The 26,906-nt window shown below is 69.3% G+C and carries 23 protein-coding genes and 1 pseudogene; 7 read left to right on the forward strand and 17 right to left on the reverse strand.

What is annotated here, in order from left to right:
- The first annotated feature begins 103 nt into the window (after nt 1-103).
- Complete coding sequence (locus NMI01S_RS30680) at nt 104-3,466, forward strand: AfsR/SARP family transcriptional regulator (protein ID WP_245717094.1); 3,363 nt, start codon at nt 104-106, stop codon at nt 3,464-3,466.
- 110 nt (nt 3,467-3,576) lie between these two features.
- On the opposite strand, the gene NMI01S_RS30685 is transcribed toward NMI01S_RS30680, so the two are convergent.
- The 8 genes and pseudogenes from NMI01S_RS30685 to NMI01S_RS30720 form a co-directional block, all read right to left on the reverse strand.
- Nucleotides 3,577-4,416 carry an ABC transporter permease gene (locus NMI01S_RS30685; RefSeq protein WP_039781152.1) on the reverse strand — a complete coding sequence of 280 codons (840 nt, stop codon included), beginning with the start codon at nt 4,414-4,416 and terminating at the stop codon, nt 3,577-3,579.
- A gap of 43 nt (nt 4,417-4,459) precedes the next feature.
- Nucleotides 4,460-5,476, reverse strand: coding sequence for an ATP-binding cassette domain-containing protein (locus NMI01S_RS30690; protein ID WP_063002238.1), 1,017 nt, complete (start codon nt 5,474-5,476; stop codon nt 4,460-4,462).
- Nucleotides 5,477-5,649: 173 nt separating this feature from the next.
- Nucleotides 5,650-6,783 (reverse strand): o-succinylbenzoate--CoA ligase, encoded by a 1,134-nt coding sequence (gene menE / locus NMI01S_RS30695; protein ID WP_063002276.1) that lies wholly within the window; start codon nt 6,781-6,783, stop codon nt 5,650-5,652.
- A 102-nt stretch (nt 6,784-6,885) separates the two neighbouring features.
- Nucleotides 6,886-7,236 carry a DUF3349 domain-containing protein gene (locus NMI01S_RS30700; RefSeq protein WP_083871302.1) on the reverse strand — a complete coding sequence of 117 codons (351 nt, stop codon included), beginning with the start codon at nt 7,234-7,236 and terminating at the stop codon, nt 6,886-6,888.
- Between the two features lie 40 nt (nt 7,237-7,276).
- Nucleotides 7,277-7,555 carry a hypothetical protein gene (locus tag NMI01S_RS30705; protein WP_063002239.1) on the reverse strand — a complete coding sequence of 93 codons (279 nt, stop codon included), beginning with the start codon at nt 7,553-7,555 and terminating at the stop codon, nt 7,277-7,279.
- Between the two features lie 314 nt (nt 7,556-7,869).
- Nucleotides 7,870-9,063 (reverse strand): annotated as a pseudogene (locus tag NMI01S_RS30710) (inorganic phosphate transporter); the annotation flags it as partial.
- A gap of 81 nt (nt 9,064-9,144) precedes the next feature.
- Nucleotides 9,145-9,540 (reverse strand): VOC family protein, encoded by a 396-nt coding sequence (locus NMI01S_RS30715; protein ID WP_063002240.1) that lies wholly within the window; start codon nt 9,538-9,540, stop codon nt 9,145-9,147.
- 101 nt (nt 9,541-9,641) lie between these two features.
- Nucleotides 9,642-10,544, reverse strand: coding sequence for a 1,4-dihydroxy-2-naphthoyl-CoA synthase (locus NMI01S_RS30720; RefSeq protein WP_063002277.1), 903 nt, complete (start codon nt 10,542-10,544; stop codon nt 9,642-9,644).
- Nucleotides 10,545-10,686: 142 nt separating this feature from the next.
- Here NMI01S_RS30720 and NMI01S_RS30725 point away from each other — a divergent pair, with 142 nt between their 5' ends.
- A complete protein-coding gene (locus NMI01S_RS30725; protein ID WP_063002241.1) occupies nt 10,687-11,343 on the forward strand; it encodes a PaaI family thioesterase in 657 nt (218 codons plus the stop codon).
- 87 nt (nt 11,344-11,430) lie between these two features.
- Nucleotides 11,431-11,877: a DUF6918 family protein gene (locus NMI01S_RS30730; RefSeq protein WP_030516248.1), complete on the forward strand. Its 447-nt coding sequence runs from the start codon at nt 11,431-11,433 to the stop codon at nt 11,875-11,877.
- Nucleotides 11,878-12,011: 134 nt separating this feature from the next.
- Here NMI01S_RS30730 and NMI01S_RS30735 read toward each other — a convergent pair whose 3' ends face one another.
- Nucleotides 12,012-12,455 (reverse strand): siderophore-interacting protein, encoded by a 444-nt coding sequence (locus tag NMI01S_RS30735; protein WP_063002242.1) that lies wholly within the window; start codon nt 12,453-12,455, stop codon nt 12,012-12,014.
- Between the two features lie 183 nt (nt 12,456-12,638).
- Between NMI01S_RS30735 and menD the strand changes: the two genes are divergently transcribed.
- Nucleotides 12,639-14,261 carry a 2-succinyl-5-enolpyruvyl-6-hydroxy-3-cyclohexene-1-carboxylic-acid synthase gene (gene menD, locus NMI01S_RS30740; protein WP_063002243.1) on the forward strand — a complete coding sequence of 541 codons (1,623 nt, stop codon included), beginning with the start codon at nt 12,639-12,641 and terminating at the stop codon, nt 14,259-14,261.
- 32 nt (nt 14,262-14,293) lie between these two features.
- Here menD and NMI01S_RS30745 read toward each other — a convergent pair whose 3' ends face one another.
- Nucleotides 14,294-14,497, reverse strand: a complete 204-nt coding sequence (locus tag NMI01S_RS30745; RefSeq protein ID WP_063002244.1) for an Rv3202a family protein — start codon at nt 14,495-14,497, stop codon at nt 14,294-14,296.
- 183 nt (nt 14,498-14,680) lie between these two features.
- On the opposite strand from NMI01S_RS30745, the gene NMI01S_RS30750 reads away from it, so the two are divergent.
- Complete coding sequence (locus NMI01S_RS30750; RefSeq protein WP_063002245.1) at nt 14,681-15,262, forward strand: TIGR03086 family metal-binding protein; 582 nt, start codon at nt 14,681-14,683, stop codon at nt 15,260-15,262.
- Between the two features lie 13 nt (nt 15,263-15,275).
- Here the strand turns inward: NMI01S_RS30750 and NMI01S_RS30755 are convergent, their stop codons facing one another.
- Nucleotides 15,276-15,887, reverse strand: coding sequence for a TetR/AcrR family transcriptional regulator (locus NMI01S_RS30755; protein ID WP_063002246.1), 612 nt, complete (start codon nt 15,885-15,887; stop codon nt 15,276-15,278).
- Nucleotides 15,888-15,970: 83 nt separating this feature from the next.
- Here NMI01S_RS30755 and NMI01S_RS30760 point away from each other — a divergent pair, with 83 nt between their 5' ends.
- Nucleotides 15,971-17,011 (forward strand): aldo/keto reductase, encoded by a 1,041-nt coding sequence (locus tag NMI01S_RS30760; RefSeq protein WP_063002247.1) that lies wholly within the window; start codon nt 15,971-15,973, stop codon nt 17,009-17,011.
- An 8-nt stretch (nt 17,012-17,019) separates the two neighbouring features.
- On the opposite strand, the gene NMI01S_RS30765 is transcribed toward NMI01S_RS30760, so the two are convergent.
- The 4 genes from NMI01S_RS30765 to NMI01S_RS30780 form a co-directional block, all read right to left on the reverse strand.
- Nucleotides 17,020-21,294, reverse strand: a complete 4,275-nt coding sequence (locus NMI01S_RS30765) for a bifunctional nitrate reductase/sulfite reductase flavoprotein subunit alpha (protein WP_245717095.1) — start codon at nt 21,292-21,294, stop codon at nt 17,020-17,022.
- Between the two features lie 161 nt (nt 21,295-21,455).
- Nucleotides 21,456-22,160 (reverse strand): demethylmenaquinone methyltransferase, encoded by a 705-nt coding sequence (locus tag NMI01S_RS30770; RefSeq protein WP_036505900.1) that lies wholly within the window; start codon nt 22,158-22,160, stop codon nt 21,456-21,458.
- Between the two features lie 78 nt (nt 22,161-22,238).
- A complete protein-coding gene (locus tag NMI01S_RS30775) occupies nt 22,239-22,925 on the reverse strand; it encodes an SGNH/GDSL hydrolase family protein (protein ID WP_063002249.1) in 687 nt (228 codons plus the stop codon).
- A gap of 2 nt (nt 22,926-22,927) precedes the next feature.
- A complete protein-coding gene (locus tag NMI01S_RS30780) occupies nt 22,928-24,361 on the reverse strand; it encodes an MFS transporter (RefSeq protein WP_084513405.1) in 1,434 nt (477 codons plus the stop codon).
- Between the two features lie 125 nt (nt 24,362-24,486).
- On the opposite strand from NMI01S_RS30780, the gene NMI01S_RS30785 reads away from it, so the two are divergent.
- A complete protein-coding gene (locus tag NMI01S_RS30785; RefSeq protein ID WP_063002250.1) occupies nt 24,487-25,131 on the forward strand; it encodes a TetR/AcrR family transcriptional regulator in 645 nt (214 codons plus the stop codon).
- Between the two features lie 67 nt (nt 25,132-25,198).
- Here the strand turns inward: NMI01S_RS30785 and NMI01S_RS30790 are convergent, their stop codons facing one another.
- Nucleotides 25,199-26,338: a glycosyltransferase family 4 protein gene (locus NMI01S_RS30790; protein WP_063002251.1), complete on the reverse strand. Its 1,140-nt coding sequence runs from the start codon at nt 26,336-26,338 to the stop codon at nt 25,199-25,201.
- Nucleotides 26,339-26,412: 74 nt separating this feature from the next.
- Complete coding sequence (locus tag NMI01S_RS30795; RefSeq protein WP_174554588.1) at nt 26,413-26,889, reverse strand: DUF3592 domain-containing protein; 477 nt, start codon at nt 26,887-26,889, stop codon at nt 26,413-26,415.
- Nucleotides 26,890-26,906 lie beyond the last annotated feature (17 nt).

Consider the following 26,906-nt stretch of genomic DNA (forward strand, 5'->3'; position numbering starts at 1 on the left):
CTCCGGGCCGGCATCGCGCGCCGCCCGTGCGAATGCCGGGACGACGCATACCCGGCCGGACGGCGGCGGCCGGGACGAAAGGCTGCCCGAGATGGATGTTCGCGTGGCACTTCTGGGGGAGGTCGCGCTGCGCCGCGCCGCGGATCTCGTCCCGGTGCCCGGCGCCCGGGCGCGGTTGCTGGTCGCCGCGCTCGCGGTTCATCCTGGGCGCAGCCGCAGTGCCCAGGCGCTGATCGACGACATCTGGGGCGAGCAGCCGCCGCGCGCGCCGATGAACGCCCTGCATACGCAGGTCTCGCGGTTGCGGTCGGCCTTGCCGGAAGGTGCGCTGGAAATCGGCCCGGCGGGATACCGGCTGCTGCTGACCGAGGAGCAGGTCGACCTGAGCCTGGCCCGCGGCCTGGAACGGGAGGCGCGGCTGCGGTTCGAAAGCGGCGACACCGCCGGATGCCTCGGCCTGGTGCAGCGGGCTCGCGCCCTGTGGCGGGGCGAACCCGGTGCGGATCTGCCGCCCGGCCCTGTCGCCGACGAACTGCACGAATTCGCGGCCGCGCGCTGGTCCGCCCTGGACACGCTGGAACTGGCGGCGCGGGAGGCCGCCGGGGATCTCGGCGGTGCGCTGCGAGTGGCGCGGCGGGCGGCCGCGGCCGAGCCGCTCGACGAGCCCGCGCACGCCACCCTGATGCGCTTGCTCGCCGGCGACGGGCGGGCGAACGAGGCCCTGGAGGTCTTCGCGGGGCTGCGGACGCGGCTGGGCGAGGAATTGGGCGCGGACCCCGGACCGGCGCTGGTGGCGTTGAACACCGCGATTCTGCGTGGCGACCATTCCGCGGTGGGCACGGCGCATTCGCACCCTGTGCCGGTCACCTCCGCGACACAGCGGGTGTCCACCGCCCAGCACGCGCTGACCTCGGAACAGTCGTACGGCCACCCGGAAAGCGCTGCCGCGCCGCCCAATACGGCCCTGGGCCTGCGCGCGGCCCCCAATCCGCTGCTCGGCCGCGACGGCGATCTGGTGGCGCTGGAGAAACTCGTTCAGCAATTCCGGGTGACGACCGTGCTCGGCCCGGGCGGTACCGGCAAGACCCGCGTCGCCAACGAGCTGGGCGCTCGGATCGCGGGCAGACAGGCGGTGGCGCTGGTCGAATTGGCCTCGCTGCGTGCCGCTTCCGACGGCGACGCCGGAGAGCGCCACGCCGCGACGTGCGCGGAGATCGAGGCGGCCATCGGTGCGGTCCTCGGCGTCAACGAATACTCCCGCGAAGCGAATGTGTTGCGCCGCAACCAGACCATCGACGGCCGCCGCCGATTGCGCGAGGCGCTGTCGTTGCGTCCCGTCCTGCTGATCCTGGACAACTGCGAACATCTCATCGACGCGGCGGCCGACGTGGTCGCCGACCTGGTCGGCAGTTGTGAACATCTCACGGTGGTGACCACCAGCCGGGCGCCGCTGGCCATTACGGCGGAGACGGTATATCCGTTGCCGCCCTTGGCGATCGACGCGCAGGGCTCACCGGCCACCGAGCTGTTCACCAGCCGGGCGCGGGCGGTACGGCCCTCGGCCAGGCTGGATCCGGCGGTCGTCGCCCGGTTGTGCCGCACGCTGGACGGACTGCCGCTGGCCATCGAACTCGCCGCGGCACGAGTGCGGACGATGAGTGTGGAGGAGATCGAAAGCCGGCTCGAACATCGGTTCGCGCTGTTGCGTTCGGGCGACCGCAGCTCACCCGAACGCCACCGCACCCTGCACGCGGTGATCGAGTGGAGCTGGAATCTGCTCGAACCCGAACAGCGGGTGGCGCTGCGGCGGCTGTGCCGGTTCCCCGCCGGATTCTCCTTGGACGCAGCCGAATCCGTGGTGGCGGGCACGGATTCGATCGACGCGGTGGCCGCGGTGGACGGATTGGTGAGCCAGTCGCTGCTGACCGTACTGGCCGACGACGAGATGGTCGCCACCCGCTATCGCATGCTCGAGACGGTGCGCGAATTCGGTGAGGAACAGCTGATCGCGGCCGGTGAAGCCGATCTGGTGATGGATCGGATGTGCTGCTGGGCACGGGAATTCGCGCGCGATACGGCACTGAACTATGCCGGACCGGATCAGGTCCGCACGGTGCTGTCGCTCGCCGCCGAACTCGACAACCTGCTGGCGGTGCTGCGCCATGCCGTGGAGACCGCCGATTCCCGCACGGTGTTCTCGGTCTTCGCGCCCGTCGCCATGCTGTGGGTCATGCGTGGCGCGCATATGGAGCTGATGAGCTGGGCGCCCCGGGTCGTACCGGTGCCGCCGCCCGAGGGCCCGCGCACCCGGATCGAGTCGGATCTGGAACTGCAGAGCTATGTCTTCCTGGCCATGCATCTGGCCTTCGGCGAGCCCGGACTGCGGCCCCTCGCGGTGATCCGGGCCCGCGCCCGCCGCGTGCTCGCCACGGACGACCTCACGCCCGGGATCCGGTATCTCGGCGAAATGCTCTGCGCGCGAATAAATGTCGCTCACGGCGTGCGTTTGATGGCGGCGGGCACCCGTTCCGACGACGAGCTCGTCCGCTCGCTCGCCCTGCTGCTGCGCGCCAATATGCGTGAGAACGCGAGCTATACCGCCGGGTCGATCCGCGATGCGCGGGCCGCTCTCGCATTGGTCGAGGGCCGCGATGTCTGGGCCACCGCGATGTGCTCCCAGCATCTCGGGCAGATGGCCTCGCAGGCGGCGCGATACGAGGAGGCGGTGGGCTACTACCGTCGCGCGGCCGAGCTGATGCAGGAGTTGCGCTGCTTCGAGGAAAGTGTGGAAGTGCGTAGCTTCCTCGCCGTCTCCATGGTCGGCGCCGGACAGTTGGTCGATGCGCGGCGGGAACTCGAGTACGCGCTGGGTGTCATCGACGACGGCGTCGGGCTGGACGAACCGGTGACGCAGCCGAACCACCGCAAGGGTGCGGTGGTCGCCGGAATGGCGGAACTCGAACTGGCGGAGGGCGATATCGAGCGTGGTCTGCGCACGTTCCGGCGCAGTCTGCAGCTGTTCGATTGGCCGAATGGCGGTCCCGGTCCCGGACCGGGCGATGTGATCGTCGCCGCCGCCGTGCTCGACGCCCATGTTCTCCATGACGCCGTGCACGAGGTGCCGGAGTTGCCCGGTCAGGTGGCCCGGGTCGCGCGGGAACGGCTCACCCAGTTCGTCGATCTCCCGCAGATCGGTGGTGCCGCCTGCGCGCTCGGCTCCCATCTCGTGCGATCCGGAGTCGATCCGGAAACCGGCGCGACGCTGCTGGCGCTGGCGATGAAAGTGGTGGGTCGCCAGGACTATTCCTCGATGCGCTGGAATCGTCACCTGGCGCTGGCTCGGGCCACCGTCGGCGCGGAGCTGATCGCCGCCGGGCAGGACGCGGTCTCGAGTGTCAACCGTCGGTCGGCCGCGCAGCGCGTCCTCGCGATGCTGCCGGAACTCGAGATCCTGCTCGGCGCCTGAGGCGGCAGTCGAGCGGTCGCCGGGCTGTGTGCCGGGCGATGCGGCCACATCCGCGAAAAGTGGTGTCCGCCGGTCGCTCTCGCGACCGGCGGACAGGGTGGAGCGGGACATCACGCCCGGCGCATGTAGGCCCGGATGGCCAGCGGGGCGAAGATCGCGATCACGACCGCCGAGCCGATCAGGCACCACGCCAGGTTGCTGCTGTAGATGTTGCCGTTCATCAGCTCGCGGCACGAATTCACCATGTAGTACACGGGATTGGCCTTGTTGATGCCCTGCATCCAGCCGGGCATGGTGCTGACGAGAGCGAACGCGCCGGACATGAAGGTCAGCGGGAACATGATCATCATGGAGATGCCCTGCACCGAGGCGGCGCTCTTACCGGTGACACCGACCAGAGCCCAGATCCAGCTGACCGCGAACGAGCAGAACACCACGACCAGACCGGCGACGACCACGCCGACCACGCCGCCTTCGGGCCGGTAGCCCAGGATCAGGCCGACCACGATGGTGAGCACCGTGGCGATGCCGTAGCGCACCATATCGGCGATCAGCGCGCCGGCCAGAGCCGAAACCCGGGCGATGGGAAGGGATTTGAAGCGGTCGAAGACGCCCTTGTCCATATCCTCACGCAACTGGGTGCCGGTGACGACCGAGGTGAGCACGACCGTCTGGACCAGGATGCCCGGAATCAGCACCGGTAGGTAGGCCTGCACGCTGCCGCCGATCGCGCCGCCGAAGATGTAGGCGAACAGGGCGGTGAACAGGATCGGCTGCACGGTGACGTCGAACAGCTGTTCCGGATTGTGCTTGATCTTGAGGATGCCGCGATACGCCATGGTGAGTGAATTCGCGACGGTCTGGCGCAGTGAAATGCGGTTGCTGGCAACGGGAATCGCGGCGCGTGCGGCGTGCCGGCCGGTTGCGGGAGCGGGAAGAGTGGTGGTCACGATATGTCCTTCGGGGGAGTGGGGAACGTGGCGGGGGCCGGCCTCACGCCGCGGTGTCCTCGGAATCGGTGTCGGCGTCCTCGGATTCGGCGGCGTGGCCGGTGAGGGCGAAGAACACCTCGTCCAGGCTCGGTTTGCTGACGGTGATCTCGTCGACGCGGATATCGTTGTCGCGCAACCGGATCAGCAGATCCGCCGTCACGCTCGGGTCGCTGAGCGGGGCGGTGACGCGACCGGCCTCCGGGGAGATGCTCGCCTCGACCAGCTTGCCGTCGGCGCGCGAGAGGAATTCGCCGATCAGGGTGCGGGCTTGTTCGATGGTGTCGCGGTCGGCGACGGTGATCTGCAGCGCCGACTGCCCGACCGAACCCTTGAGTTCGTCGGAGGTGCCGTCGGCGATCACCTTGCCGTGGTCGATCACCGCGATACGGTCGGCGAGCTGGTCGGCCTCGTCGAGGTACTGCGTGGTGAGCAGCACCGTGGCGCCTTCGCGCACGAGCCGGCGGATGGTTTCCCACATCTGCGCGCGGGTGCGCGGATCCAGGCCGGTGGTCGGCTCGTCGAGGAACAGCAGCGGCGGCGTCGCGATCAGGCTGGCCGCCAGATCCAGGCGCCGGCGCATACCGCCGGAGAAATTCTCCAGGGCCTTGGTCGCCGCCTCGGTGAGCCCGAATTCCTCGAGCAGTTCGGCCGCGCGGCGCTTGGCCTGCGACCGGCTCAGCCCGAGCAGCCGGGAGAAGATGATCAGATTCTCGGTGGCGCTGAGCTTTTCGTCGACCGAGGCGTACTGCCCGGTGACGCCGATCAGTGAGCGGACCGCGGTGGGTTCGGCCACGACGTCGTGACCGAAGATCCGGGCCCGGCCGCCGTCGGGGCGCAGCAGGGTGGCGAGCATGCGGATGGTGGTGGTCTTGCCGGCCCCGTTCGGGCCGAGCACGCCGTAGACGGCGCCCTGCGGCACCGCCAGGCTCACGCCGTCGACGGCCCGCTGCTCTCCGAAGACCTTGACCAGCCCGTCCGCCTCGATGGCGAGTGCATCAGCAGGTGCGTAAGAAGTCATGCCACAACTGTGCGGGGGGCGTCTTGCACCCGGCTTGCGCCGCTGTTGCGCGGTCGCGCAAGCGTGGTCGCGAGCCGCTTGCACGCCGCTCGGGCGACGCAAGCGGCGGCATCGTCGCAGGTCGAAGGGGTCTTTCGCAGTGCGCGGGTGTGTGCCGCGTCACCCCGGGGCGGTCAGGGCGTCGCCTGCTCCAGCAGGTGCTCGCGCAACTTCACGCGATTCGGCTTACCGGGACCGCGCATCGGGATCTCGTCGAGGATCGCCAGTTCCCGCGGCGCCGCGATCGGGTCCAGTTCGGCCACCACGTGTGCGCGCACTTCGTCCAGCGTGAGGGTCGCGCCCGGATTGGGGACCACCGCCACCGCCACCCGCTGGCCCAGCCGTGGATCGGGCAGACCCAGCACCACGGCCTCGTTGATCGCCGGGTGGGTGGCGAGCACGGCCTCGACGACCTGCGGAATCACCAGGAGACCGCCGGTCATGATCGCCTCGTCCAGGCGCCCGGTGACGGTCAGCACGCCGTCGTCGAAGGTGCCCGCGTCCTCGGTGCGGAACCAGCCGGGCTCGGCGAACGCCGGATGATCGGGAATGCCGCGATAGCCCTTGGCCAGCATGGCCCCGCCCAGCAGCACCCGTCCGTCCTCGATGCGCACCTTCGCACCCGCGAGCGGCACACCTTCGTAGACGCAGCCGCCGCAGGTCTCGCTCATGCCGTAGGTGCGCACCACGTTGATCCCGGCCGCGCGGGCTCGGTCGAGTACCGGCTTCGGTGTCGCCGCGCCGCCGACCAGGACCGCGTCCAGCGCCGCGAGCGCCTGCGCGCCGACCGGATCGTCGAGCGCCTTGATGAGCTGCGTCGGCACCAGCGAGGTGTAGCGCCGCGGCCCGGTCATACCGGACACCGCTGTGGCCAGCCCACCGGGCAGGAAACCGCCCGAGACGTCCAGCACCGCCGGTTCGACGCCCGCCTGAATGCTGCGCAACAGCACCTGCACGCCGGCGATGTGATGGGTCGGCAGCGCCAGCAGCCACTGACCCGGACCGCCGAGCCGCTCATGCGTGGCATCGCCGCTGGCGCGCAGAGCGGCCGCGGTGAGCATCGCCCCCTTGGGCACGCCGGTGGTGCCGGAGGTGGTGACCACGAGGGCCACGTCGTCTTCGATCTCCTCACCCGGGCGCAGTGCGCTGGAGAGTCGATGGGATTCCCGGCGATCGCCGGTGGGGATCGGCAGCCACGCCGGACCGTTGCCCTCCAAGGCTTCCCGCAGATGCGGCAAGACCTCGCCCACCGCGGCTCCGGTGGGCATGGGGAGGGTCCGCAGGGTGGTGCTCACGTTCGCGATCGTGTCATGTCGAGGTCGATGACCCGTGAACGGGTCCGCACTTCCTTCGCTGAATCGGGGAGAAAGTCAGTCCGACGTCGGTGTCGCCAGCGGCCAACCACCCGCTGCCAGGTGCGATGCCACTCGAGCGATATCGTCCTCGCCCGGCAGCTCCTTGGCAACTCGGGCGATCGCCGCCTCGATCTCGTGCTGGGCGATCTCGTCGTCGCCGGCGCGTTCGCGCACCAGCTCCTCGACCACGAGATGCACCTCGTAGTCGGTGAGCCGGCGATGCAGGACGGCCAGCAGCGCGACATAGTCGGATTGCGGCACACCCTGCGGATATCCGGCGCGCAGCCAGCCCAGCACCTTCTGCAGGACCGACGGCGTGGTCTCGTTCGATTCGGGTTGCTGGGGAGATGCGGATTCGGTGGTCACGAATGTCCTTTCGACGATCAGGGCGGCGCCGTGCGGCCGCTCAGCCTTGACCGAACAGGTGGATGCCGAGCCGTGCGGCCAGAAAACCTCTGGCAACGAACAGCACTCCGGCGATGACGGTCAGCGTTACCACCGAATAACACAACCCCGCGCAGGCCGCAGCCGCACGCCGGCGGAGGGAATCCGGTTGTGGCGCGGCCCCCGCGATCGAATGCAGCCGCACCCCGAGCGCGAAGATCGCCGGCAGGCCCGCCCCGAAGATCAAGGCGGCGGCGGTGACTCGCCACAGTTCGGTCAGATCGTCGATCAGGGTCTGCATCAGTAGTTCCTTGCGGCGCGGTGGGAGGCGCGCTCGTCGTCGGTGCGAGCGTGTTCCCGGAGCTCGGGCGCGACGGGGCCCGCCGCGGTATCACCGGAAGCCGGGGCCGGTCGGTCCGATCCGGGACGGGCGGGGGAGCCGTCGTGACCGGTGCCGGGCGGTACGGGCGTCGCAGGGCCGTTGTCGGAGCCGGCGGACGGAGAGCCGGTGGGCGGAGAATCGGTAAACGGAGAATCGGTGGACGGAGAATCGGTGGACGGAGAGCCGGTGGCCCCGGCGTCGGTGCGCCCGGATCCGGTGGACGCCGAATCACCGGGTCCGGATTCGATGGCTGTGCCGGCGGCCGGTCCGGTGCCGTCGGTCCCCGGCAGACTCGTCCACTGCTCGTTGACGTTCGCGGCGTGCACCGGGGTCCGGCGCGAGCGCAGATAGATCAGGCCGGCCGTCACGATGAGGATGGCGAAGACCACCAGCACGCCCAGCAGTCCGCCGATCAGATGCGCCAGCGCCCAGCAGATCGCGCCCGCCAGCCCGGCCAGCGGGAGGGTGAAGACCCAGGCCACCACCATGCGCCCGAGCACCGACCAGCGCACCTCGGCGCCCGGACGGCCCATGCCCGTACCCAGGATGGCGCCCGTCACCGTCTGCGTGGTCGACAGCGGCAAGCCGAAATGCGCCGAGGTGAGAATGATCGCGGCGCTGGTGGATTCGGCCGCCAGCCCCTGCGGCGGGGTGATGTCGACCAGACCCTTGCCGAGGGTCCGGATGATGCGCCAGCCGCCCAGCGAGGTGCCCGCGGCGATGGCCACCGCACAGGCCACGATCACCCACAGCGGCAACGGGTCGCTGGGTTGTTTCGATCCGTAGGCGATGAGCGCCAGAAAGATGATGCCCATGGTCTTCTGCGCGTCGTTGGTGCCGTGGGCCAGCGATACCAGCGAGGCCGAACCGATCTGGCCCCATCGGAAACTCCGGTTCACCACCCGCTGATCGCTGCTGCGGGTGATCCGGTACACCAGCCAGGTGCCGATCGACGCGACCAGCGCCGCGACCACGGGCGCCAGCACCGCGGGCACGATGATCTTGGTGAGCACGCCCTTCTGCCCGGCCGACCAGATCACCCCGCTCCAGCCGAGCGCGGCGATGGTGGCCCCGATGAGCCCGCCGAACAGGGCATGCGACGAGCTCGACGGCAGCCCGAACAGCCAGGTGAGCAGATTCCACAGAATGCCGCCGACCAGTCCGGCGAAGACGATGGCGAGCAGATCGGCGCCGCTCACCTCGTCCAGGCGCACGATCCCCTCGGCGACGGTGGCGGCCACCTCGACACTGAGGAAGGCGCCGATCAGATTCAGCCCGCCCGACAGCAGTACCGCGGCGCGCGGGCGCAGGGCGCCGGTGGCGATCGAGGTCGCCATGGCGTTGGCGGTGTCGTGGAAGCCGTTGGTGAAGTCGAAAACGAGAGCCGTGACGACGACGATGAGCAGAACGAACAGTTCGGCGGTCACGCCTCCAGTGTGCGTTATCGATCCGTTAATGCGTCGGCCAGGTTCCCGACATGTCGGACGAACCGGGATGGTAAGGCGGGGTCATTCCGGGGGCTTGCGGGTGTCGCGCCGGATCGGATGGTCGGCGGGCACCTCTACCAGCACGATCGGAACGCCATCCGGATCGCGCAGCCACATCTCGATCAGACCCCAGGGCTCCCGCACGGGCGGGCGATCGATCGGGATTCCCCGGGTCGCCAATTCCGTGGCCGCGATACTCGCGTCGCGCACCTGTAACCACACCGCGCCCGCGAAACCGGCCGGGGCCGCCTCGTCGCGCCCGTGCGCGGCCACCTCGATCAGCGATTGCCCGGCGAAGAACACCGTGCCGCCCGGGTACTCCCGCGCGATCGCCAACTCGAGCCCGTCCCGGTAGAACGCCAGCGTGCGTTCGTAATCGCTCGGCCGCAGGATGATTCGACTGCTGAGGATGTCCACGAATCGAGCCTAGAGGGACGACCTCCGGCCGAGTGGCCGCTTCGCGAGGTCCGCCGGCGCCGTGACCGGACACCGGGCACGGAGCCGGCGGGAAGCCCTGCTCAGAAGTGGTACGGGTAGGGACTCCAGTCCGGCTTGCGCTTCTCCAGGAACGCGTCGCGGCCCTCGACCGCCTCGTCGGTCATGTAGGCGAGGCGGGTCGCCTCCCCGGCGAAGAGCTGCTGGCCCACCAGGCCGTCGTCGGTCAGGTTGAACGCGTATTTGAGCATGCGCTGGGCCTGCGGAGATTTCGCGAGGATGTCGGCGGTCCACTCCAGCGCCTCGTCCTCGAGCCGGTCGTGATCGACGACGGCGTTCACCGCACCCATGTGGTGCATCTGCTCGGCGGTGTAGGGGCGGCCCAGGAAGAAGATCTCCCGGGCGAATTTCTGCCCGACCATCTTCGCCAGGTAGGCGCTGCCGTAGCCGCCGTCGAAGCTGCCCACGTCGGCGTCGGTCTGCTTGAACCTGGCGTGCTCGCGGCTGGCCAGCGTCAGGTCGCAGACTACGTGCAGGCTGTGCCCGCCACCGGCCGCCCAGCCGTTGACCAGCGCGATGACCACCTTCGGCATGAATCGGATCAGCCGCTGCACCTCGAGGATGTGCAGGCGGCCGGCGCGGGCCTTGTCGACGGTGTCGGCGGTCTCGCCGTCGGCGTACTGATATCCGCTGCGCCCGCGGATGCGCTGATCGCCGCCGGAGCAGAATGCCCATCCGCCGTCCTTGGGGCTGGGGCCGTTCCCGGTGAGCAGGACCGCACCCACATCCGGCGTCATCCGCGCGTGATCGAGCGCGCGGTACAGCTCGTCGACGGTGTGCGGCCGGAAGGCATTGCGCACCTCCGGCCGATCGAAGGCCACGCGGACGGTGCCCTGCTCGATGTGCCGGTGATAGGTGATGTCGGTCAGGTCCTCGAAACCCGCGACGGGCTCCCAGAGTTTCGGATTGAACGTCACCCGAGCCATCATGCACCCCACCCGTCACCGGCTGTTCGCCCGCGCCGAGGCAGGCCGCCGAAAATGTGATGTTCGTCCGGTACGTCCCGGAACCGGCGAGCTACCGACGGGTTGGGTTGGACGGTGTAAGAACTGGCGTTACCGTGCAGGTATGAGTGAGCGCGCGGAACCGGCGATCGATACCAGTGCGGTCGATGCCGACCGGTACGAGAAGCACGGCGGATTTCCCAAGGTGGAGGAGGCCGAACTCGGCGCGAACTACGCGCCGTTCCTGGAGGCGATGCGCACACTCCAGGACCTCACCGTCTCCGTCGACTGCCCGGACGAGGTGTTCGGTCAGGCCCTCGCCCAGGCGACCGCATTGGCCGAACTGCTCGAGCCCTACCGTGCACCGGAACTGCAGGGCCCGTCGGGACGGGTGCCGGCGCTGCCGGGGCGCGGCAGCCTGCTGCTGCCGCCGTGGGTGATGACCGAGGCCGGTCCCACGGGTGTCCGCATGCGCGGCGAATTCCGCCGATATCACCTCGGCGGCAACAACGCCGTGCACGGCGGCGTGCTGCCCTTGCTGTTCGACGATCTGTTCGGCTCGCTGGTGCACTACGCCGGACGCCCGATCAGCCGCACCGCGTTTCTGCACGTCAACTACCGCAAGGTGACGCCGCTGGAGACGCCGTTGACGGTCGAGGGAACCGTCGATCGGGTGGACGGGCGCAAGACTTTCGTCTCCGCGCGACTGCGCGACGAATCCGAAACGTTGCTCGCCGATTGTGAAGGGCTCATGGTGCAGTTGCTGCCCTGGCAGCCGTAGTCGGCGAGAGGACGGTGTGCCCGGTGCGTCCGATGCGTATAGTTACCCGCGCTCGCTCATCGAAAAACTATCCGGAGGAACCTGAAAGTGGTTGCAGCACTGTCTGAATCCCTGCTCGATGACGCCAAACGCCCGGCCTTCCTGGCCGACGCCCAGGAGGTTCTGGATGCGGAGGTGTCGGATAAGGGGGGTGCATCGGGCCTGGCCGTGAAGGGCGGCTACGCCGCGGTGAAGAAGGTCAGCCCGACCATCGTCTCGGACGCGCTGGAGTCGTTCGCACCCAAGTTCGTCGAGCGGCTGGAACCGTACTGGGCTCAGTACCAGGCGGCGGGTAGCGGCTCGTTTGCCGATCTGCTGGTCGCCAACTCCGACGAGGTTGCCGAGTCGCTGCTCGCGGTGACCGACGCGCGTGCCGAGGCCTCGTCGCGGCCGGCGCTGAAGAAGGCGTACTCGTCGCTGCGTTCGTCGGCGAAAAAGCATGTGGTCGAGGCGCTCCCGCGCGTCGGCGACCTGGTCCAGCGGCACGCCGGCTGAGTTGCGGTTCTGCGACCTCGTCGTTCGGCATCCGGATGGAGTGTGATCCCCGGATGCCGAACGGCGGGGGCCGCGGCGGCACGAGGTGAGCGCCGCGGGTCCCGCCGGAATCCACCCGCGTCGCGCTGTGCCGATCAGCCCGGCGCCGACTTCCCGAACCGCCAGTAGCCCGTGAAAGTAATGTCCGCCTTGGCGATTCCGCGCTCGTTCGCGAGATGCCGGCGCAGGCCGGAGGCCAGTTTCTGCTCTCCCGCCCCGAAGGCGTAGACCCCGCTCGCCGCAATGTCTGCCGCTCGCGCGGCGGCCGGCGCGAGGCTGCCGATCTCGGCCGCCGGATTGTTGCGGACCAGCCAATTCACCACCACCCCTTCGGGTTCGCTCAGATCTTGCGCATCGTCGGGGTGGGTGATCTCCAGATACGCCGCACCTCGCAGATCCCGCGGCGCCGATCGCAGAGTTCCGGCGGTCGCCGCCGCCGAGGGCAGCCGCAGTTCACCGTCGCGCGGCAGGAAGAGGCGGAACCACTGGTCGAATCCCCTCGGGGTGAACTCGGCGAGACCGGCGCCACCGAGAGTCACCGCACGAAATTCGGGCTGATCCGCTTGTTCGCCAGTATCTCGGCGGTGAGGATCCGCCGCCCCTCCGGCTTGACGTACTCGGCCCGCTCGGCCCTGAGGTCAGGTTAGCGAAACCTAACTCGGCGAAGGGGGTGTGAGCGGGTCGACGTCCCCTACGGCCGGAAGGTCTGACAGTCTGGGGATGTGAATCCATCGACAGCACAGGCCCAGGTCGTGGTGGACGAGCTGGTGCGCGGGGGTGTGCGCGATGTCGTGCTGTGCCCGGGCTCGCGCAACGCGCCGCTGGCCTTCGCGCTGCAGGCGGCCGATGCGGCGGGGCGGCTGCGCCTGCATATGCGCATCGACGAGCGGACCGCCGGATTCCTCGCGGTCGGTATGGCGGTGTCCACGGGGGCGCCGGTGCCGGTGGTGATGACCTCGGGAACCGCGGTGGCCAACCTCGGACCCGCGGTGCTGGAGGCCAACTACGCCCGGCAGCCGCTGATCGTGCTCAGCGCCAACCGGCCCTACGAGATGCTGGGCAGCGGCGCCAACCAGACCGTCGAGCAGTTCGGCCTGTTCGGCAGTCAGGTGCGGGCGGCGATCAGCCTGGGCCTGGCCGAAGCCGAACCGGATTACCGCAGTCAGAACAGTGTGTGGCGGGCCGCGGTCTGCCGCGTCCTGGCCGCCGCGCGCGGCACCCGGTCCGGTAACGCCGGGCCCGTGCACTTCGACATTCCGCTGCGCGAGCCCTTGGTCCCCGATGCCGTTGCCGGCGAGCCGATTCCGGCCGGACGCGCCGGTGGCGCGCCGTGGACCGAGACTCGGTACGCGACGCTGGATGTGCCGCTGGATATCGACCTGAGGCTCGATACCGTCGTCATCTCCGGTCACGGCGCGGGCTATCGCGCCGAGCTGGCGCAACTGCCCACGGTCGCCGAACCCACCGCCGCGATGCCCGGCCCCGCTTTGCATCCGCTGGCGCTGCCCTTGTTGAAGCCGCGCCAGGCCATCATCACCGGCCGCCCGACTCTGCATCGGCAGGTGTCGAAGGTGCTGGCCGATCCGGATGTCACCGTCTTCGCGCTGACCACCGGGCCGCGCTGGCCCGATGTGTCCGGCAATGTCGTCGGCACCGGCACTCGTGCGGTCACCTCGGGGGCGCCGCGCCCGGAATGGCTCGAGCGGTGCCGCGAACTCGACGCGATGGCCTGCCGCGCGATCCGCACCGAACTCGCCCGCCATCCCAAGCCGACCGGCCTGCATGTGGCCTCGGTGGTGATGGACGCCCTGCGCGAGGGTGACCAGCTACTGCTCGGCGCCTCGAATCCGGTGCGGGACGCGGCGCTGGTCTCGCATCCGCGTCCCGGCGTGAAGGTGCTGTCCAACCGCGGCGTCGCCGGGATCGACGGCACGGTGTCCACCGCGGTCGGCGCGGCCCTGAGCCATCCCGGCCGGACCTTCGCGCTGATCGGCGACCTGACCTTCCTGCACGACGCCTCCGGCCTGCTGATCGGCCCGGGGGAGCCGCGCCCGGCGGATCTGACCATCGTGGTCGCCAACGACGACGGCGGCGGCATCTTCGAACTGCTCGAGCAGGGCGACCCGCAGTACGCCGGCGTCTTCGAGCGCATCTTCGGCACCCCGCACGGGATGGATCTGGCCGCGCTGTGCGCCGCCTACCGGATCCCGCACCGGCAGGTCGACCCGGCCGAGCTGGCGGTGGAATTGACCGGGCACGCCCACGGCATTCGCGTGCTGGAAGTCGCGACCGAGCGATCCAGCCTGCGCGAATTGCATGCCGCGGTGCGCGCCGGCATCGAATAGCTCGGTGACCGCACAGCTCGGTCACCGGTAGCTCAGTAACCGGCCTCGGGCTCGTCGTATTCGTCGTCGAGCGGGACGGGAATCGACTGCTCGATGAGGTCGGCCTCGGCGGCCTCGCGGTCGACGGCCGGTGCGTCGAATTCGGGTTCGTCCGGCGCCACCTCGAGATGCTGATCCAGCTGATCGGCCTCCGGAACCATATCGACGGAGGTGGTGTCGGTGGTGCGATCGGTCATCGGTTGCTCCCTTCCGCTGGGGGTCCGACTTGCCGGATACCGCGATCCGGCACTGTCGAGGATGCCCTCACCGCGTGCGGCTGGCAACCCGCTCGTGCCCGGCCGCCGATGAATTCGGGCCGCCCGCCTCGTCTGCTCAGTGAGTGCCTGTGCCGGTACAGGTCGTATTCGGAGGAGGACCACATGGCGACACCCCACTTCGATCTGGAAAGCGCCACCGATGCGATGACCGAGATCGTCAGCGGCATCGGCGCGGACGATCTGAGCGCCGCGACCCCGAGCCCGGGGGTCAGCGTGCGGGATCTGCTGTTCCACACCCTCGGATTCACCGAAGGATTCCGCCAGGGTGCCACCAAGGAGGGCGTCGGCCGCTCGGCGCCGCCGCAGCAGGCGCCGGAGGCGGATCTGCCCGAGGGGTGGGGTGAGTTGATCACGACCCAGTTGAAGGCCCTCACCGAGGCGTGGCGCGATCCGGCGGCCTGGGAGGGCGATACCGAGGTGGGCGGTGTCACCGCCCCCGCACCCGCGATGGCCGGATTCGCCCTGAACGAGGTGGTGATGCACAGCTGGGACCTGGCGTGCGCCACGGGTCGCCGCTTCGAGCCGGCCGACAAGGATGTGGCGGTACTGCTCGAGCAGTTCCGCGAGACGCCGCGCGAAGGCGTTGCGGGGCTGTTCGGCCCGGTGATCGAGGTACCGGCCGACGCGTCGGATTGGGAGCGCCTGCTCGGCCTGACGGGCCGCGACCCGTACCGGCAGGCGTGAGCGTTCCGGCTTCTCACCGGGTGAACAGGCCCGCGGCGGCCGCTGTCGCCGCGGCTTCGGCGGCGGTCACCGCCACCGCATCGTCGATCGGGTCGCCGGAGGCGAGGAAGCGGTAGTACAGCGGAGCCGAGACCGCGGAAACCACTGCGCGGGCATCGGTTCCGGGGGCGAGTTCGCCGCGTTCGACCGCGGCCGTGACGCACGGCTCCCATTCGGTGATCCGCACATCGTAGAACCGGTGCAGGGCCGCGGTGGTTTCCGGATCGCAGATGGCCGCGGCGACAAGGGCTTTGAACAGCGGGCCCTGGCGTGGATCGGTCAGGGTGCGCGCGACGAGGCGCGCGTTGGCGGTGAGGTCGCCGCGCAGCGATCCGGTATCGGCGTGCGGCAGTGAGGTTTCCGCCATCTCGGTGAGCATGTCCGCCACCAGTCCGGCCGGCGTGCGCCAGCGGCGGTAGACGGTCGTCTTGCCGACCTCCGCGCGGGCCGCCACCTCGGCGAGGTCGAGTTCGGCGAAGCCGCGTTCGGCCAGCAGATCCCCGGCCGCGCGCAGGACGGATTCGCGGACGCGGGCCGTGCGACCGCCTGGGCGTACCGAACCGGGCGCGGCAGTGTCCGAGCTCATAACGGTCCTCCAGTTTCATTAGCGTCGAATCGAGTGTAACGTCTTTCGTGTTAATGAAACTTCAGTTCCGTTAGGGGTTGATCATGGACTATCGTCGACTGGGTGCTTCGGGCCTGCTCGTCCCGGCTCTCAGCTTCGGAGCGGGCACCTTCGGTGGCCGTGGCGAACTGTTCGGGGCGTGGGGCGACACCGACGCCCAGCAGGCGCGCCGAATGGTCGATGTGGCGCTCGAGGCCGGTGTCACGATGTTCGACACCGCGGACGTCTACTCCGACGGCGCCTCGGAAGAGATTCTGGGCCGCGCGATTCGCGGCCGCCGGGATCGAGTTCTGCTGTCCACCAAGGCGGGCCTGCCCACCGGGCCCGGAGCCGCCGAGGCCGGATCGGGCCGTTCCCGGCTGATCACGGCCGTCGATGCCGCGCTGCGCCGGCTCGACACCGACTACATCGATCTGTTCCAGCTGCACGCCTTCGACGCCGCGACCCCGGTCGAGGAGGTGCTGGACACGCTCGCGGATCTGGTGCGGGCCGGGAAGATCCGCTATCTGGGCGCCTCCAACTTCGCGGGCTGGCAGCTCATGAAATCCCTCGCCGCCGCGGACCGTGGCGGTCATCCGCGGTATGTCGCCCATCAGGTCTACTACTCGCTGGTCGGCCGCGACTACGAGTGGGAGCTGATGCCACTCGGCCGTGACCAAGGTGTCGGCGCGATGGTGTGGAGCCCGCTGGGCTGGGGCCGGCTGACCGGCAAGATCCGGCGCGGACAACCACTTCCGGCGGGCAGCCGGCTGCATCGCACCGCCGAGGCCGGACCGCCGGTCGACGACGAACTGCTCTACGACGTCGTGGACGTGCTCGACGAACTCGCGGCCGAAACCGGTAGATCCGTACCGCAGATCGCGCTGAACTGGCTGTTGTCCCGCCCGACCGTCGCGACGGTCATCGTCGGCGCCCGCAACGAGGAACAGTTGCGCCAGAACCTCGGTGCGGTCGGCTGGCAGCTCGAACCCGAGCAACTGGCCCGGCTGAACAAGGTCAGCGCCGTGACTCCGCCGTATCCGTACTACCCCTACTACCGGCTGCCGGATTTCGCGCGGGTCAACCCGCCCATCGGGGTCGCGTAGCGGGCGGCTCAGTACACATCGCGCACATACCGTTTCTCCGCGGTCAGCTGCTTCTTGAACGCCAGCGCCGCATCCTCGTCGAGATCGCCGTGGATGCGGGCGATCTTCAGCAGGGCGTCGTCGACGTCGCGGGCCATGCGCGCGGCGTCACCGCAGACGTACAAGTGAGCGCCGTCGCGCAGCCACGCCCACAACTCGGCGCCGTGCTCGATCATGCGGTGCTGCACGTAGATCCGCTCGCGCTGATCCCGCGAGAAGGCGAGGTCGAGCCGGGTGAGGAAGCCGGAGCGGAACATGTCCTCGAGTTCGGCGCGGTAGTAGAAATGGTCCTGAGCGTGCTGATCGCCGAAGAACAACCAGTTGCGCCCGCGGCATCCCAGCGCGCGGCGTTCGTGCAGGAAGCCGCGAAACGGTGCGATGCCGGTGCCGGGGCCGACCATGATCATCGGCGCGTTCGGATCCAGCGGCGGCCGGAAATGCGGTGCGCGCTGCAGGAATACGGGCACCCCGCCGGTCTCGTCACGGTCGGCGAGGAAGGTGGAACACACCCCGCCGCGCGGGTCGTCGGCGGCGCCGTAGCGCACCACGCCAACGGTGAGCTGCACCTCGCGCGGACTCACCAGCGGGCTCGACGAAATCGAATACTGCCGTGGTTGCAGCTTTTTCAGCACCGAGAGCCACTCCACCAGATCGGCCCGCACGGGAAAGTCGCGCAGAACGTCGACCGCATGGCGATCCCACAGATAGCGGTCCAGTTCGTTGCGGTTGTCGCGGCGCAGCAGCTTCGCCAACTGCTGACTGGGATTGTGGGCGGCGACGAAGGACAGCAGATCCCCACTGATCTTGGTGATGTCGAAATGTGTGCGCAGTGCCGATTCCAGCGGCACGTCGCGTCCGTCGATCTCGACCGGCCGGGCACCGTCGAGCCCGGTCGCCGCCAGCCAATTCCGCACGGCGGCGGTACCGTTCGCGGGCCACACCCCGAGGCTGTCGCCGACCTCGTAGCCGGCCTCGAGACCGGTCAGGTCGAATCCGAACTGCCGCACCTCCTTACCGGATCCGGGCCGTGACAGCAGTTCGTTGCGGACCAGCGGGGCCGGCACCGGGGCGTTGCGGGTGAACGGCGCGGGGACCGATCGGGTGGTGCGCTCGGGCGCGGCGGTGCGGGCCTCGACGCGATCGAGCACCCGGACGCCGAGCCCCGCGGGCGCGCCGGCACGACCGGCGTCGGTGGAGGCACCCAGACCCTCGCCGCCACTGCGCGCGGCGGCCGCACCACTACCGCCGGGCGCGCCGCCACCGTGGTCGTCGGTGGCCGCATTCCCGTGTCCGTCGCCCAGGGCGGCGAGGACCGCGGTGATCCATTCCTGCGACGAATCCTCGTGATCCGGTTCGCTGTCGACGCGATCCAGCAGCCGGACACCGCCCCGTTCGGACAGCAGCCGATCCATCTTGCGGCCGTAGCCGCAGAAATCGTCGTAGGAGGAGTCGCCGAGGGCGAAGATCCCGTACCGCAGGCCGTGGAACCGAGTGCCGCTGTCCTGCAGCCGATCCCAGAAGTCGGCGGCGTTGTCCGGTGGGCCGCCGTCACCGAAGGTGCTGGTGACGAGCAGAACGTCACCGGTCAGTTCCGGCAGTTCACACGCGTTCATCTCGACCAGCCGGGGCGCGTACCCGTGCTCGGCGAGGGCTGCCGCCACCGCCGCGGCCAATTCTTCGGCGGTACCGGTCTGGGAAGCCCACAGCACGGTCACCGTTCGTGGCTGTGAGGCGGCCGGACCCGCCGCGGGGGCTGCCGCCGCGGCGCCGGGCGCGGAGTCCGCGGCCCGCGAGTACATCCCCGCCAGCAGCCCGTCGATCCACCAGCGGCTGCGATCGGACAACGGCGCCGATTCCGGGAGGACGGGCTGCCCCTGGACCGGAAGTGATTGCAGCGCGGCCAGATACCCGCCCAGGTAAATTCGCTCCGCCTCGCTGAGCATGGGCGCGGGCGCGGAATCGAGTCCCAGCATCGCGGCGAGTGGATGCGCTGCGGGTGCGCCGCCGGCTGCCATCCGGCTGCCACCGGCGGCGTCGACACGGTGGTCCGGTTCGGTGCCGCCCGGGTTGTCCTCGTCGATGACGTCGCGAGTGTCTCGGGCGGGCCCGACGCGCCTCAGCGTCACCGCGCACGCCTTGAATTCCGGTTGCAGCGAATCCGGATCCACGGCGTCGTTGGTCACGGCGTTGATGGTCAGATATTCGCCCTGTTCGTCGTTCCAGTGGAACGGTGCGAAACACGCGCCCGGCCGCACCCGATCGGTGAGCTGCACGGGCAGCACCGCTCGCCCACGGCGAGAAGCGATTTCGATCTGATCGCCGGGGCGCACACCGAGCGCGCGCGCATCGTCGGGATGCACCTCGAGAAACGGCGACGGATTCAACTTGTTCAGCTTCGCGACCCGGCCGGTTTTGGTCATCGTGTGCCATTGATGTTGGACGCGACCGGTGTTGAGGACGAAGGGATAGTCGTCGTCGGGCATTTCGGCGGCGGCCATATGCGGCCGGGGCCAGAACACGGCCCGGCCGCTCGCGGTGGGGAAGGCCGGCGCACCCGCATCGCCGGTGCGATAGCGAATCGGGTTGCGGCGCTGCGCGGCATCGGCGCACGGCCACTGCATCGGGCCCTCGCGCAGTGCGGCGTAACTCATTCCGCTCAGGTCGTAGCCGGTCGCCGGATTCGCGAAGCCACGGACCTCGTCGAAAATCTCTGCGCTGGAAGCGTAATCGAATCCCTCGAATCCCATCGCCGTCGCGATCCGCGCGATCCACTCCCAATCCGGCAGCGCCGCGCCGAGCGGCTCCACCGAATGCCGCAACAATGTGACATTGCGTTCGGAATTGACCATCACGCCGTCGGCTTCGGCCCACAGCGCCGCCGGCAGCAGCAGATCCGCGTAGGCATTGGTCGCGGTATCGAGATAGGCGTCCTGGGTGATCACCAGTTCCGCCGCCTCCAAACCGGCGATCACGGTTTTGCGATTCGCCACCGAGGCCACCGGATTACTGCAGATGATCCAGCACGCCTTGATCCGGCCGTCGGCCAATTCCCGGAACATGTCGATCGTGCCGCGCCCGGATTCGGCGCGAATGGTGCCGGCGGGCAACTGCCATGCGGTTTCGACGAAGCGGCGGTCGGCATCGACGAGGGCGCTGCGCTGGCCGGGCAAACCGGGGCCCATATAACCCATTTCGCGCCCGCCCATGGCATTCGGCTGCCCCGTCAGCGAGAACGGACCGCTGCCGGGCCGGCAGACGGCGCCGGTGGCCAGATGCAGATTGCAGACGGCATTGGTGTTCCACGTGCCGTGGGTGGACTGATTGAGTCCCATCGTCCACAGGGTCATCCATTCGCCGGCCGCGCCGATCCACGCGGCGGCGGTGCGAATGTCGTCCTCGGCCAGGCCGGTGATCTCGGCGACGCGGGCCGGTGGATAGTCGGCGAGAAATTGCGGCATCGCCTCCCAGCCCTCGGTGTGGGCGGCGATGAATTCGGCATCGATATCACCGTTGCCGACCAGCAGGTGCAGCAATCCGTTCAGCAACGCCAGATCCGTGCCGGGCCTGATCTGCAGGAAGAGGTCGGCCCGGGCGGCGGTGTCGGTGCGCCGCGGATCCACCACGATCAGCCTCGCGCCGGCCTTGAGCCGATCAGCCATGCGCAGGAACAGAATCGGATGGCAGTCGGCCATATTCGAGCCGATCACGAAGAACAGGTCGGCGCGGTCCAGGTCGTCGTAGGAACCCGGCGGGCCGTCTGCTCCCAGCGATTGTTTGTATCCGGCGCCGGCGCCGGCCATGCACAGCCGCGAATTGGATTCGATATTCACCGTGCGCAGATAGCCTTTGGCCAGTTTGTTCGCCAGATACTGCGCTTCGAGTGACATCTGCCCGGAGACGTAGAGCGCGACGGCATCGGGCCCGTATTCGTCGACGATCGCGCGTAACCGCTGCGCCGCCTGCCGCACCGCTTCCTCGACCGCGAGTTCGACCGGTTCCTGCCCGCGCCGGGGCCGGTGCATGGCCGTGGTCATGCGTCCGGGGGCGCGCATCAATTCCAGGTGGGTGGCGCCCTTGGTGCACAGCCGTCCGGCATTGACCGGATGCAGTTTGTCGCCACTCACCTTCGCGATGACCGGGGCGCCGGCCGCATCGCGCTCGGTCCGCACCGTGATGCCGCAGCCCACGCCGCAGTAGGAGCACGCGGTCCGGACGGTGCTCGTGGAGTTCTCGGCGCTCGACACATCCCCGATGATGGCGAGCTGCCGTTGCGACGGATTTACCGAACGTTATCGGCAGATGACGAAAATTCTCACCTCATCGGTGTGGTCGCGGTGAGATTTCCGGTCAGCACCCGGTCGGGCACCGTTTCCGCCGGCGGGCCGGCCGTGCGCGGTGAGCTACTTCACCCCAGTTTGTAACCGCGGTGCAGCGCGACGATGCCGCCGGTCAGGTTCCGCCACTGCACCGACGACCAGCCGGCGTCGGAGATCCGCATCGCCAGCTGTCGCTGGTTGGGCCACGCCCGGATCGATTCGGCCAGGTAGACGTAGGCATCCGGATTGCTGCTGACGGCCTCGGCGACCTTCGGCAGCACCTTCATCAGGTATTCCATGTAGATCGTGCGGAACGGCCCGAAGACCGGGGTGGAGAACTCCGCCACGACCAGGCGTCCGCCCGGTTTGGTGACGCGCAGCATTTCGCGCAGCGCCGCGTCCGGTTCGGAGACGTTGCGCAGGCCGTAGGAGATGGCGACCGCGTCGAAGGAATCGTCGGCGAACGGCAGGGCGGTGGCGTCGCCGTTCACCATCGGAACCCGGCGGAACCGCCCCGCCTCCAACATGCCCTTGGAGAAGTCCAGGGCCAGGCACCAGGCTCCCGACTTCGCGAATTCGGCGGTGGAGACGCCGGTTCCGGCCGCCAGATCCAGCACCCGCTCCCCGGGCCGCAGGGCCAGCGCACGGCGGGTGGCCCAGCGCCAATAGCGGTCCTGTCCGCCGGTGAGCACCGTGTTGGTCAGGTCGTACCGCTTCGCGACCCCATCGAACATGGATGCGACCTCATGCGGTTGCTTGTCCAACGAGGCCCGAAACGACTCTGTCTTCGCCACGGGAGTGACCCTAGCGCCCGGCGCCCGGGGCAGGGACGCGGGCCGGTGCGCGATCACGGGGAGGATTGGGCGCCTGCGCTATTCGCTCCTGCGGCTCGACAGTGCGTAGGCCAGATGTTTGACCATCTCGGTCGCCAGCACCGCCTGACCGGAGGTGGAGAAGTGGATGCGATCCGCACTGAGCAGGTTGTCGCGAGCGTTGACCGGGTGATCCCACATGTCGACGACGACCGCCCCGTAGTCGGCGGCGACTCGGCGCGTGATGTCGTTCATGCCGCGAATTCGCTCGGGCCAGTCGGGAAAGGCCGGTACGACATAGGCGCTGCCGAGGGTGAACGTCGTCAGCAGAGCGCCCGTGCTCGCCGCGACGTCGTACATGCGCCGCATCGTCGTTTCGATCTCGTCGAAATCGGGGTCGCGCCGCGCGATGTCGTTCGGGCCGCACGGCATGTGCAGCAGGTCCGGACCGAACGCGGCGATGCGGTCGAGCTGGTGGTCGATCGTCCGGGCCGTGGTTGCCCCGATCTCCGCTGTGCCGAGGTATCGCACATCCGGGCGCACTCGCCGCAGCACTCCCGACAGCCGTTCGGACCAGCCCGCGTTCCGGTAGCCGGGGGTGGGGTCGCCGACTCCGGCCGACAAGCTGTCGCCGGCCACGCCGAAGCGGCGCCACGGCGCGTCGAACAGCAATGCGGCCGCGGTGGTCTCGGACAGGCAGAGCGGATCGGTCTGCTCGGCCGTCGCCGGCGCCGTGGGTTTCGACATGGTCACCTGCTTCGCTTCGATCGACGGGGACGAGGTGTGATTCCGAAGGCCGTGGCCGCGCCGGCGAGGGCGACGATCGCGACGAACACCCAGCCGTGCCGGAAAGCGGTCACCATCCGGTCGGTCGTGCCGAACGATCCGAGGAGCGCGATCAGTACCGCGACGCCCACGACGTAGCCGAGCTGGCGGGCGGTGTTGACCACGGCGCTGCCGGTCGCCGAGCGGTCCGGCGGCAGATCGACGGCGGCCGAGGCGATCATCGTGGGCAGTGCGAGGCCGATGCCGATACCGGAGATCACCCAGCCCGGCAGGACCGCGGTGGTGTACCGCACGGGCGTGTCGGCGGTGAACAGCACGAGCAGGACACCGGTCGCGAACAGCGTATTGCCCAGGGCCACAACGATACCCGCCGGAATCCGCCGGATCGATCGTTGAGCTACGGCGGCGAAGATCGGCACCATGATCGGGCCCGGGACGATGGCGAGCCCGGTGCCGATCGTGCTGAAGCGGGCTGCGTTCTCGAGCCAAAGCGTGATGCTCAGGAACCAGGCCCCGAAGGCCGTGCAGAACGCCAGCACGGTGGCGTTGGCCCAAGCGAACGTCGGCACCCGGAACAGATCCGGCGGCACCACCGGATCCGGATGCCGCCGCATCCGCACGACGAATGCGGCGATGCCGAGCGCCGCCACGGCCGCCGCCGCCCAGGTCGCACCGCCGGACCACGCATCGCTTTCGACCAGGGCCAGCGACAGCGCGCCGATCGCCACGATCAGCACCGTCACCCCCAACAGGTCGGGCATCCGTGCGGAGGCTGGCCGAGGTGGATTCGGCACCAGCCATGCGGCCGCGAGCCCGGTCACCACGCCCACCGGCAGGTTGATCAAAAAGACCCAGCGCCAGGAGATGTCCACCAGCGCGCCGCCGACCACCGGGCCGCAGGCCGCGGCGAACGAACTCGTCGTGGCCCAGATCTTCACCGCGCCCGGCACCCGGGCCGGCGGCAGCACGGTGAGCAGCAATCCCAGGCCGGCCGGCGTCAGGGCCGCGGCGCCCACCGCCTGCACGAGCCGGAACGCCACCAGGGCCCACAGCGCCGGAGCCGCTGCACAGGCCACACTCGCCGCCGTGAACAGGGCGAGGCCGCCGAGGAATCCGGTCTTGCGGCCGAATCGATCCGAGAAGCGGCCCGCCGGAATCAACAGGGCCGCATAGACGATCGCATAGCCGTTGAGCACCCAGCTCACATCGGCCGGCGAGGATCCCCGGTAGGACTCGCCGATCTTCGTGAACGCCACGTTCACGACGAAGACGTCGAGCATCGCCACGAATGCGGCCGAGCACAGGATCCACACGATCACGGTCGACCGGTCGCGAACCGGCTCGACCGTCGTGGATTCGTCCGCGAGCGCGGACCGTTCGGCTGCTACGCCATCCATCAGGTTCCCTTTCTCGTCGCCACCGGCTGTGTCATCGCACGCCGATGTGTTCGAAAGAATACGGTCGACCGTATGTTTACCGCAATAGGCGGTGAGCCGGACCGGAATGACATACGATCGACCGTATGGACGTATCCGAGCGGCAGCCGGGAGCGGATAGCACCGATCAGCGGTTACGTCGCGGTGAGCGATCGCGCCGCGCGGTCACCCGCCGCTCGGTCGATATCGCCTCGGTGGACGGACTCGACGGGCTGAGTTTCGGGCGGCTCGCCGAGGATCTCGGCGTCAGCAAGGCCGGCATTCAGACCCTGTTCCGAACCAAGGAAGCGCTGCAACTCGCGACCGTGGACGCGGCGCGGGACGTATTCCTGGACGTCGTCGTCCGCCCGGCCCGGGACGTCCCGGCGGGTGCCGCGCGGCTGCGCGCCCTCATCGACGGATGGATCGAGTACGCCGAGCGTCCGGTCTTTCCCGGCGGCTGCTTCTGGGGTGCGAATCTGCCCATATTCGACAGCCGACCGGGGCCGGTCCGCGATGCGTTGCGCGAGCAGCAGCGCGCCTGGGTCGCGGTGCTGGCGAACCAGTTCCGGCGGGCGGTCGACGCCGGCGAGATCGCCGAGATGGAACCCGAGACCGCCGCCTTCGAGATCGCGGCCGTACTGAATGCCCTGAATCTCGCACTGCGCCTCGGCGACGACGCCGGCGTGGCCATGGCGCGACGGTCCGTCGACCGTCTGCTCCGGAGCCCGCGGAAAACCCAGGAGTCCTGACAACTGCCGAGTCCCCCGAAAACGCAGCGTCCCCGAAACCGCTGGGCTGCTTGCTACACCGCAGGGATCAGGCGCTGCGGTGCAAGACTTCCTGACCGCCGATCACCTCGTGGTAGTGCCCCATCAGCTCGGAGCAGATCGCCGGCCAGGTGCGGTGCAGCACCGATGTGCGTGCGGCACCGGCGAATCGGGCCCGCAGAGCCGGATCGCGCAGTGCCCCGACCGCACTCGGCAGCAACTCGGTGAACCGGTCGACGGGCAGCAGATATCCGTTGCGGCAGTGCGCGATCAGATCGCGGGGACCGCCCGCGTCCGGGCCGATCACGGGTGTGCCGCAGGCCAACGCCTCCTGCACGCCCTGGCAGAAGGTTTCGTGTTCGCCGGGGTGAACCATCAGGTCCAGGCTCGCATAGGCCCGGGCCAGTTCCTCGCCGCCGAGTTCGCCGGTGAAGACGGCCGTCGGCAGCAGGCGTCGCAGGTGCGCCCGTTCCGGTCCGTCGCCCACCACGACCAGCCGGATATCGGGATCGTGTGCCAGCGCGGCGAGACGTTCGACATGTTTCTCCGGCGCCAGCCGGCCGACGAATCCGACCACCAGCCGATCGCCGTCCGCCCACCGCGCGTGCATGCCGGCGTCGCGCGCGCCGGGGGTGAACCGCACCGCATCCACGCCGCGGGCCCAGCGGTGCACGCGGGTGATGCCGTGCCGCTCGAGATCATCGATGGCCGCCGACGACGGCGCCAGGGTGCGTGCCGCGCGATTGTGGATGCGCCGCGTCCAGGCCCACGCCGCCCGCTGCGCGGCCCCCAGCCCGTAGCTGGCCGCGAATCCGGCCACGTCGGTCTGATACACCGCCACGGCGGGCAGATCCAGGCGCAATGCCGCCGCCGCCCCGCCGGCGCCGAGCAGGAACGGCGAGGCCAGATGCACCACATCGGCGTCGAAATCCTCGATCGCCGATGTCAGCAATGGTTGCGGCAGGCCGACCGGCAGCGAGCTGATCCGCGGCACCATGACCGCCGGCACCCGGATCACCGGAAAACGGCCGTACGAGCGCGGCGCCGCGGACTGACCGCGAGGAGTGTCCGGGGCGATGACGAGCGCATCGTGTCCGTTGCGGTCCAGATGGGCCAGGACCTGCAGCACGGAGTTCACGACACCGTTCATATTCGGCAGAAACGATTCGGAGACGATCGCTACACGCACACCTGCAGTCTGCGGTGCGCGGCACGCCAGGACACCACACCCATGTGACGGATGTGCGAAGTTCGGGCGAACAGCTAACCGGAGGTGCGCACCGAACGCCGCTCGAAGCGGCGCACCACCCACAGCACCGGCAGCGCCACCACCCACACCACCACGATCACCGAGAGCGCCGGAATCACCGCGACCCGGGCGTCGCGCCCGGCCACGCGAACCAATTCCGGATCGCTGCGACTGTATTCGACATTGATCCGCTCGCCAGCGGTGAGTTTGGTGGGGTACAGCACCCCCACTTTCGGATTGTGTGTGACACCGTCCGGCGTCACATAGGTGACCGCGGACCGCAACCGGCCCGCCGACAACACCTCCGCACTGGTCACGCCCTTGTCGGAGCTGATCAGCAGATCATCGCGCCAGGCCGCCAGCACCAGCAGGACGGCCAGCACGCTCACCGCGGCGGCGATCACCGCGATGGTGATCCGGGTCCGGCGTAGGCGAGGTGAACCGGCCTCGGCTCGGTGCTCGCGCGCAGCAGACTCGGTGGTTTCCGACATCGCACCAGGCTATTGCA

Source organism: Nocardia mikamii NBRC 108933, assembly GCF_001613505.1.
Lineage (GTDB): Bacteria > Actinomycetota > Actinomycetes > Mycobacteriales > Mycobacteriaceae > Nocardia > Nocardia mikamii.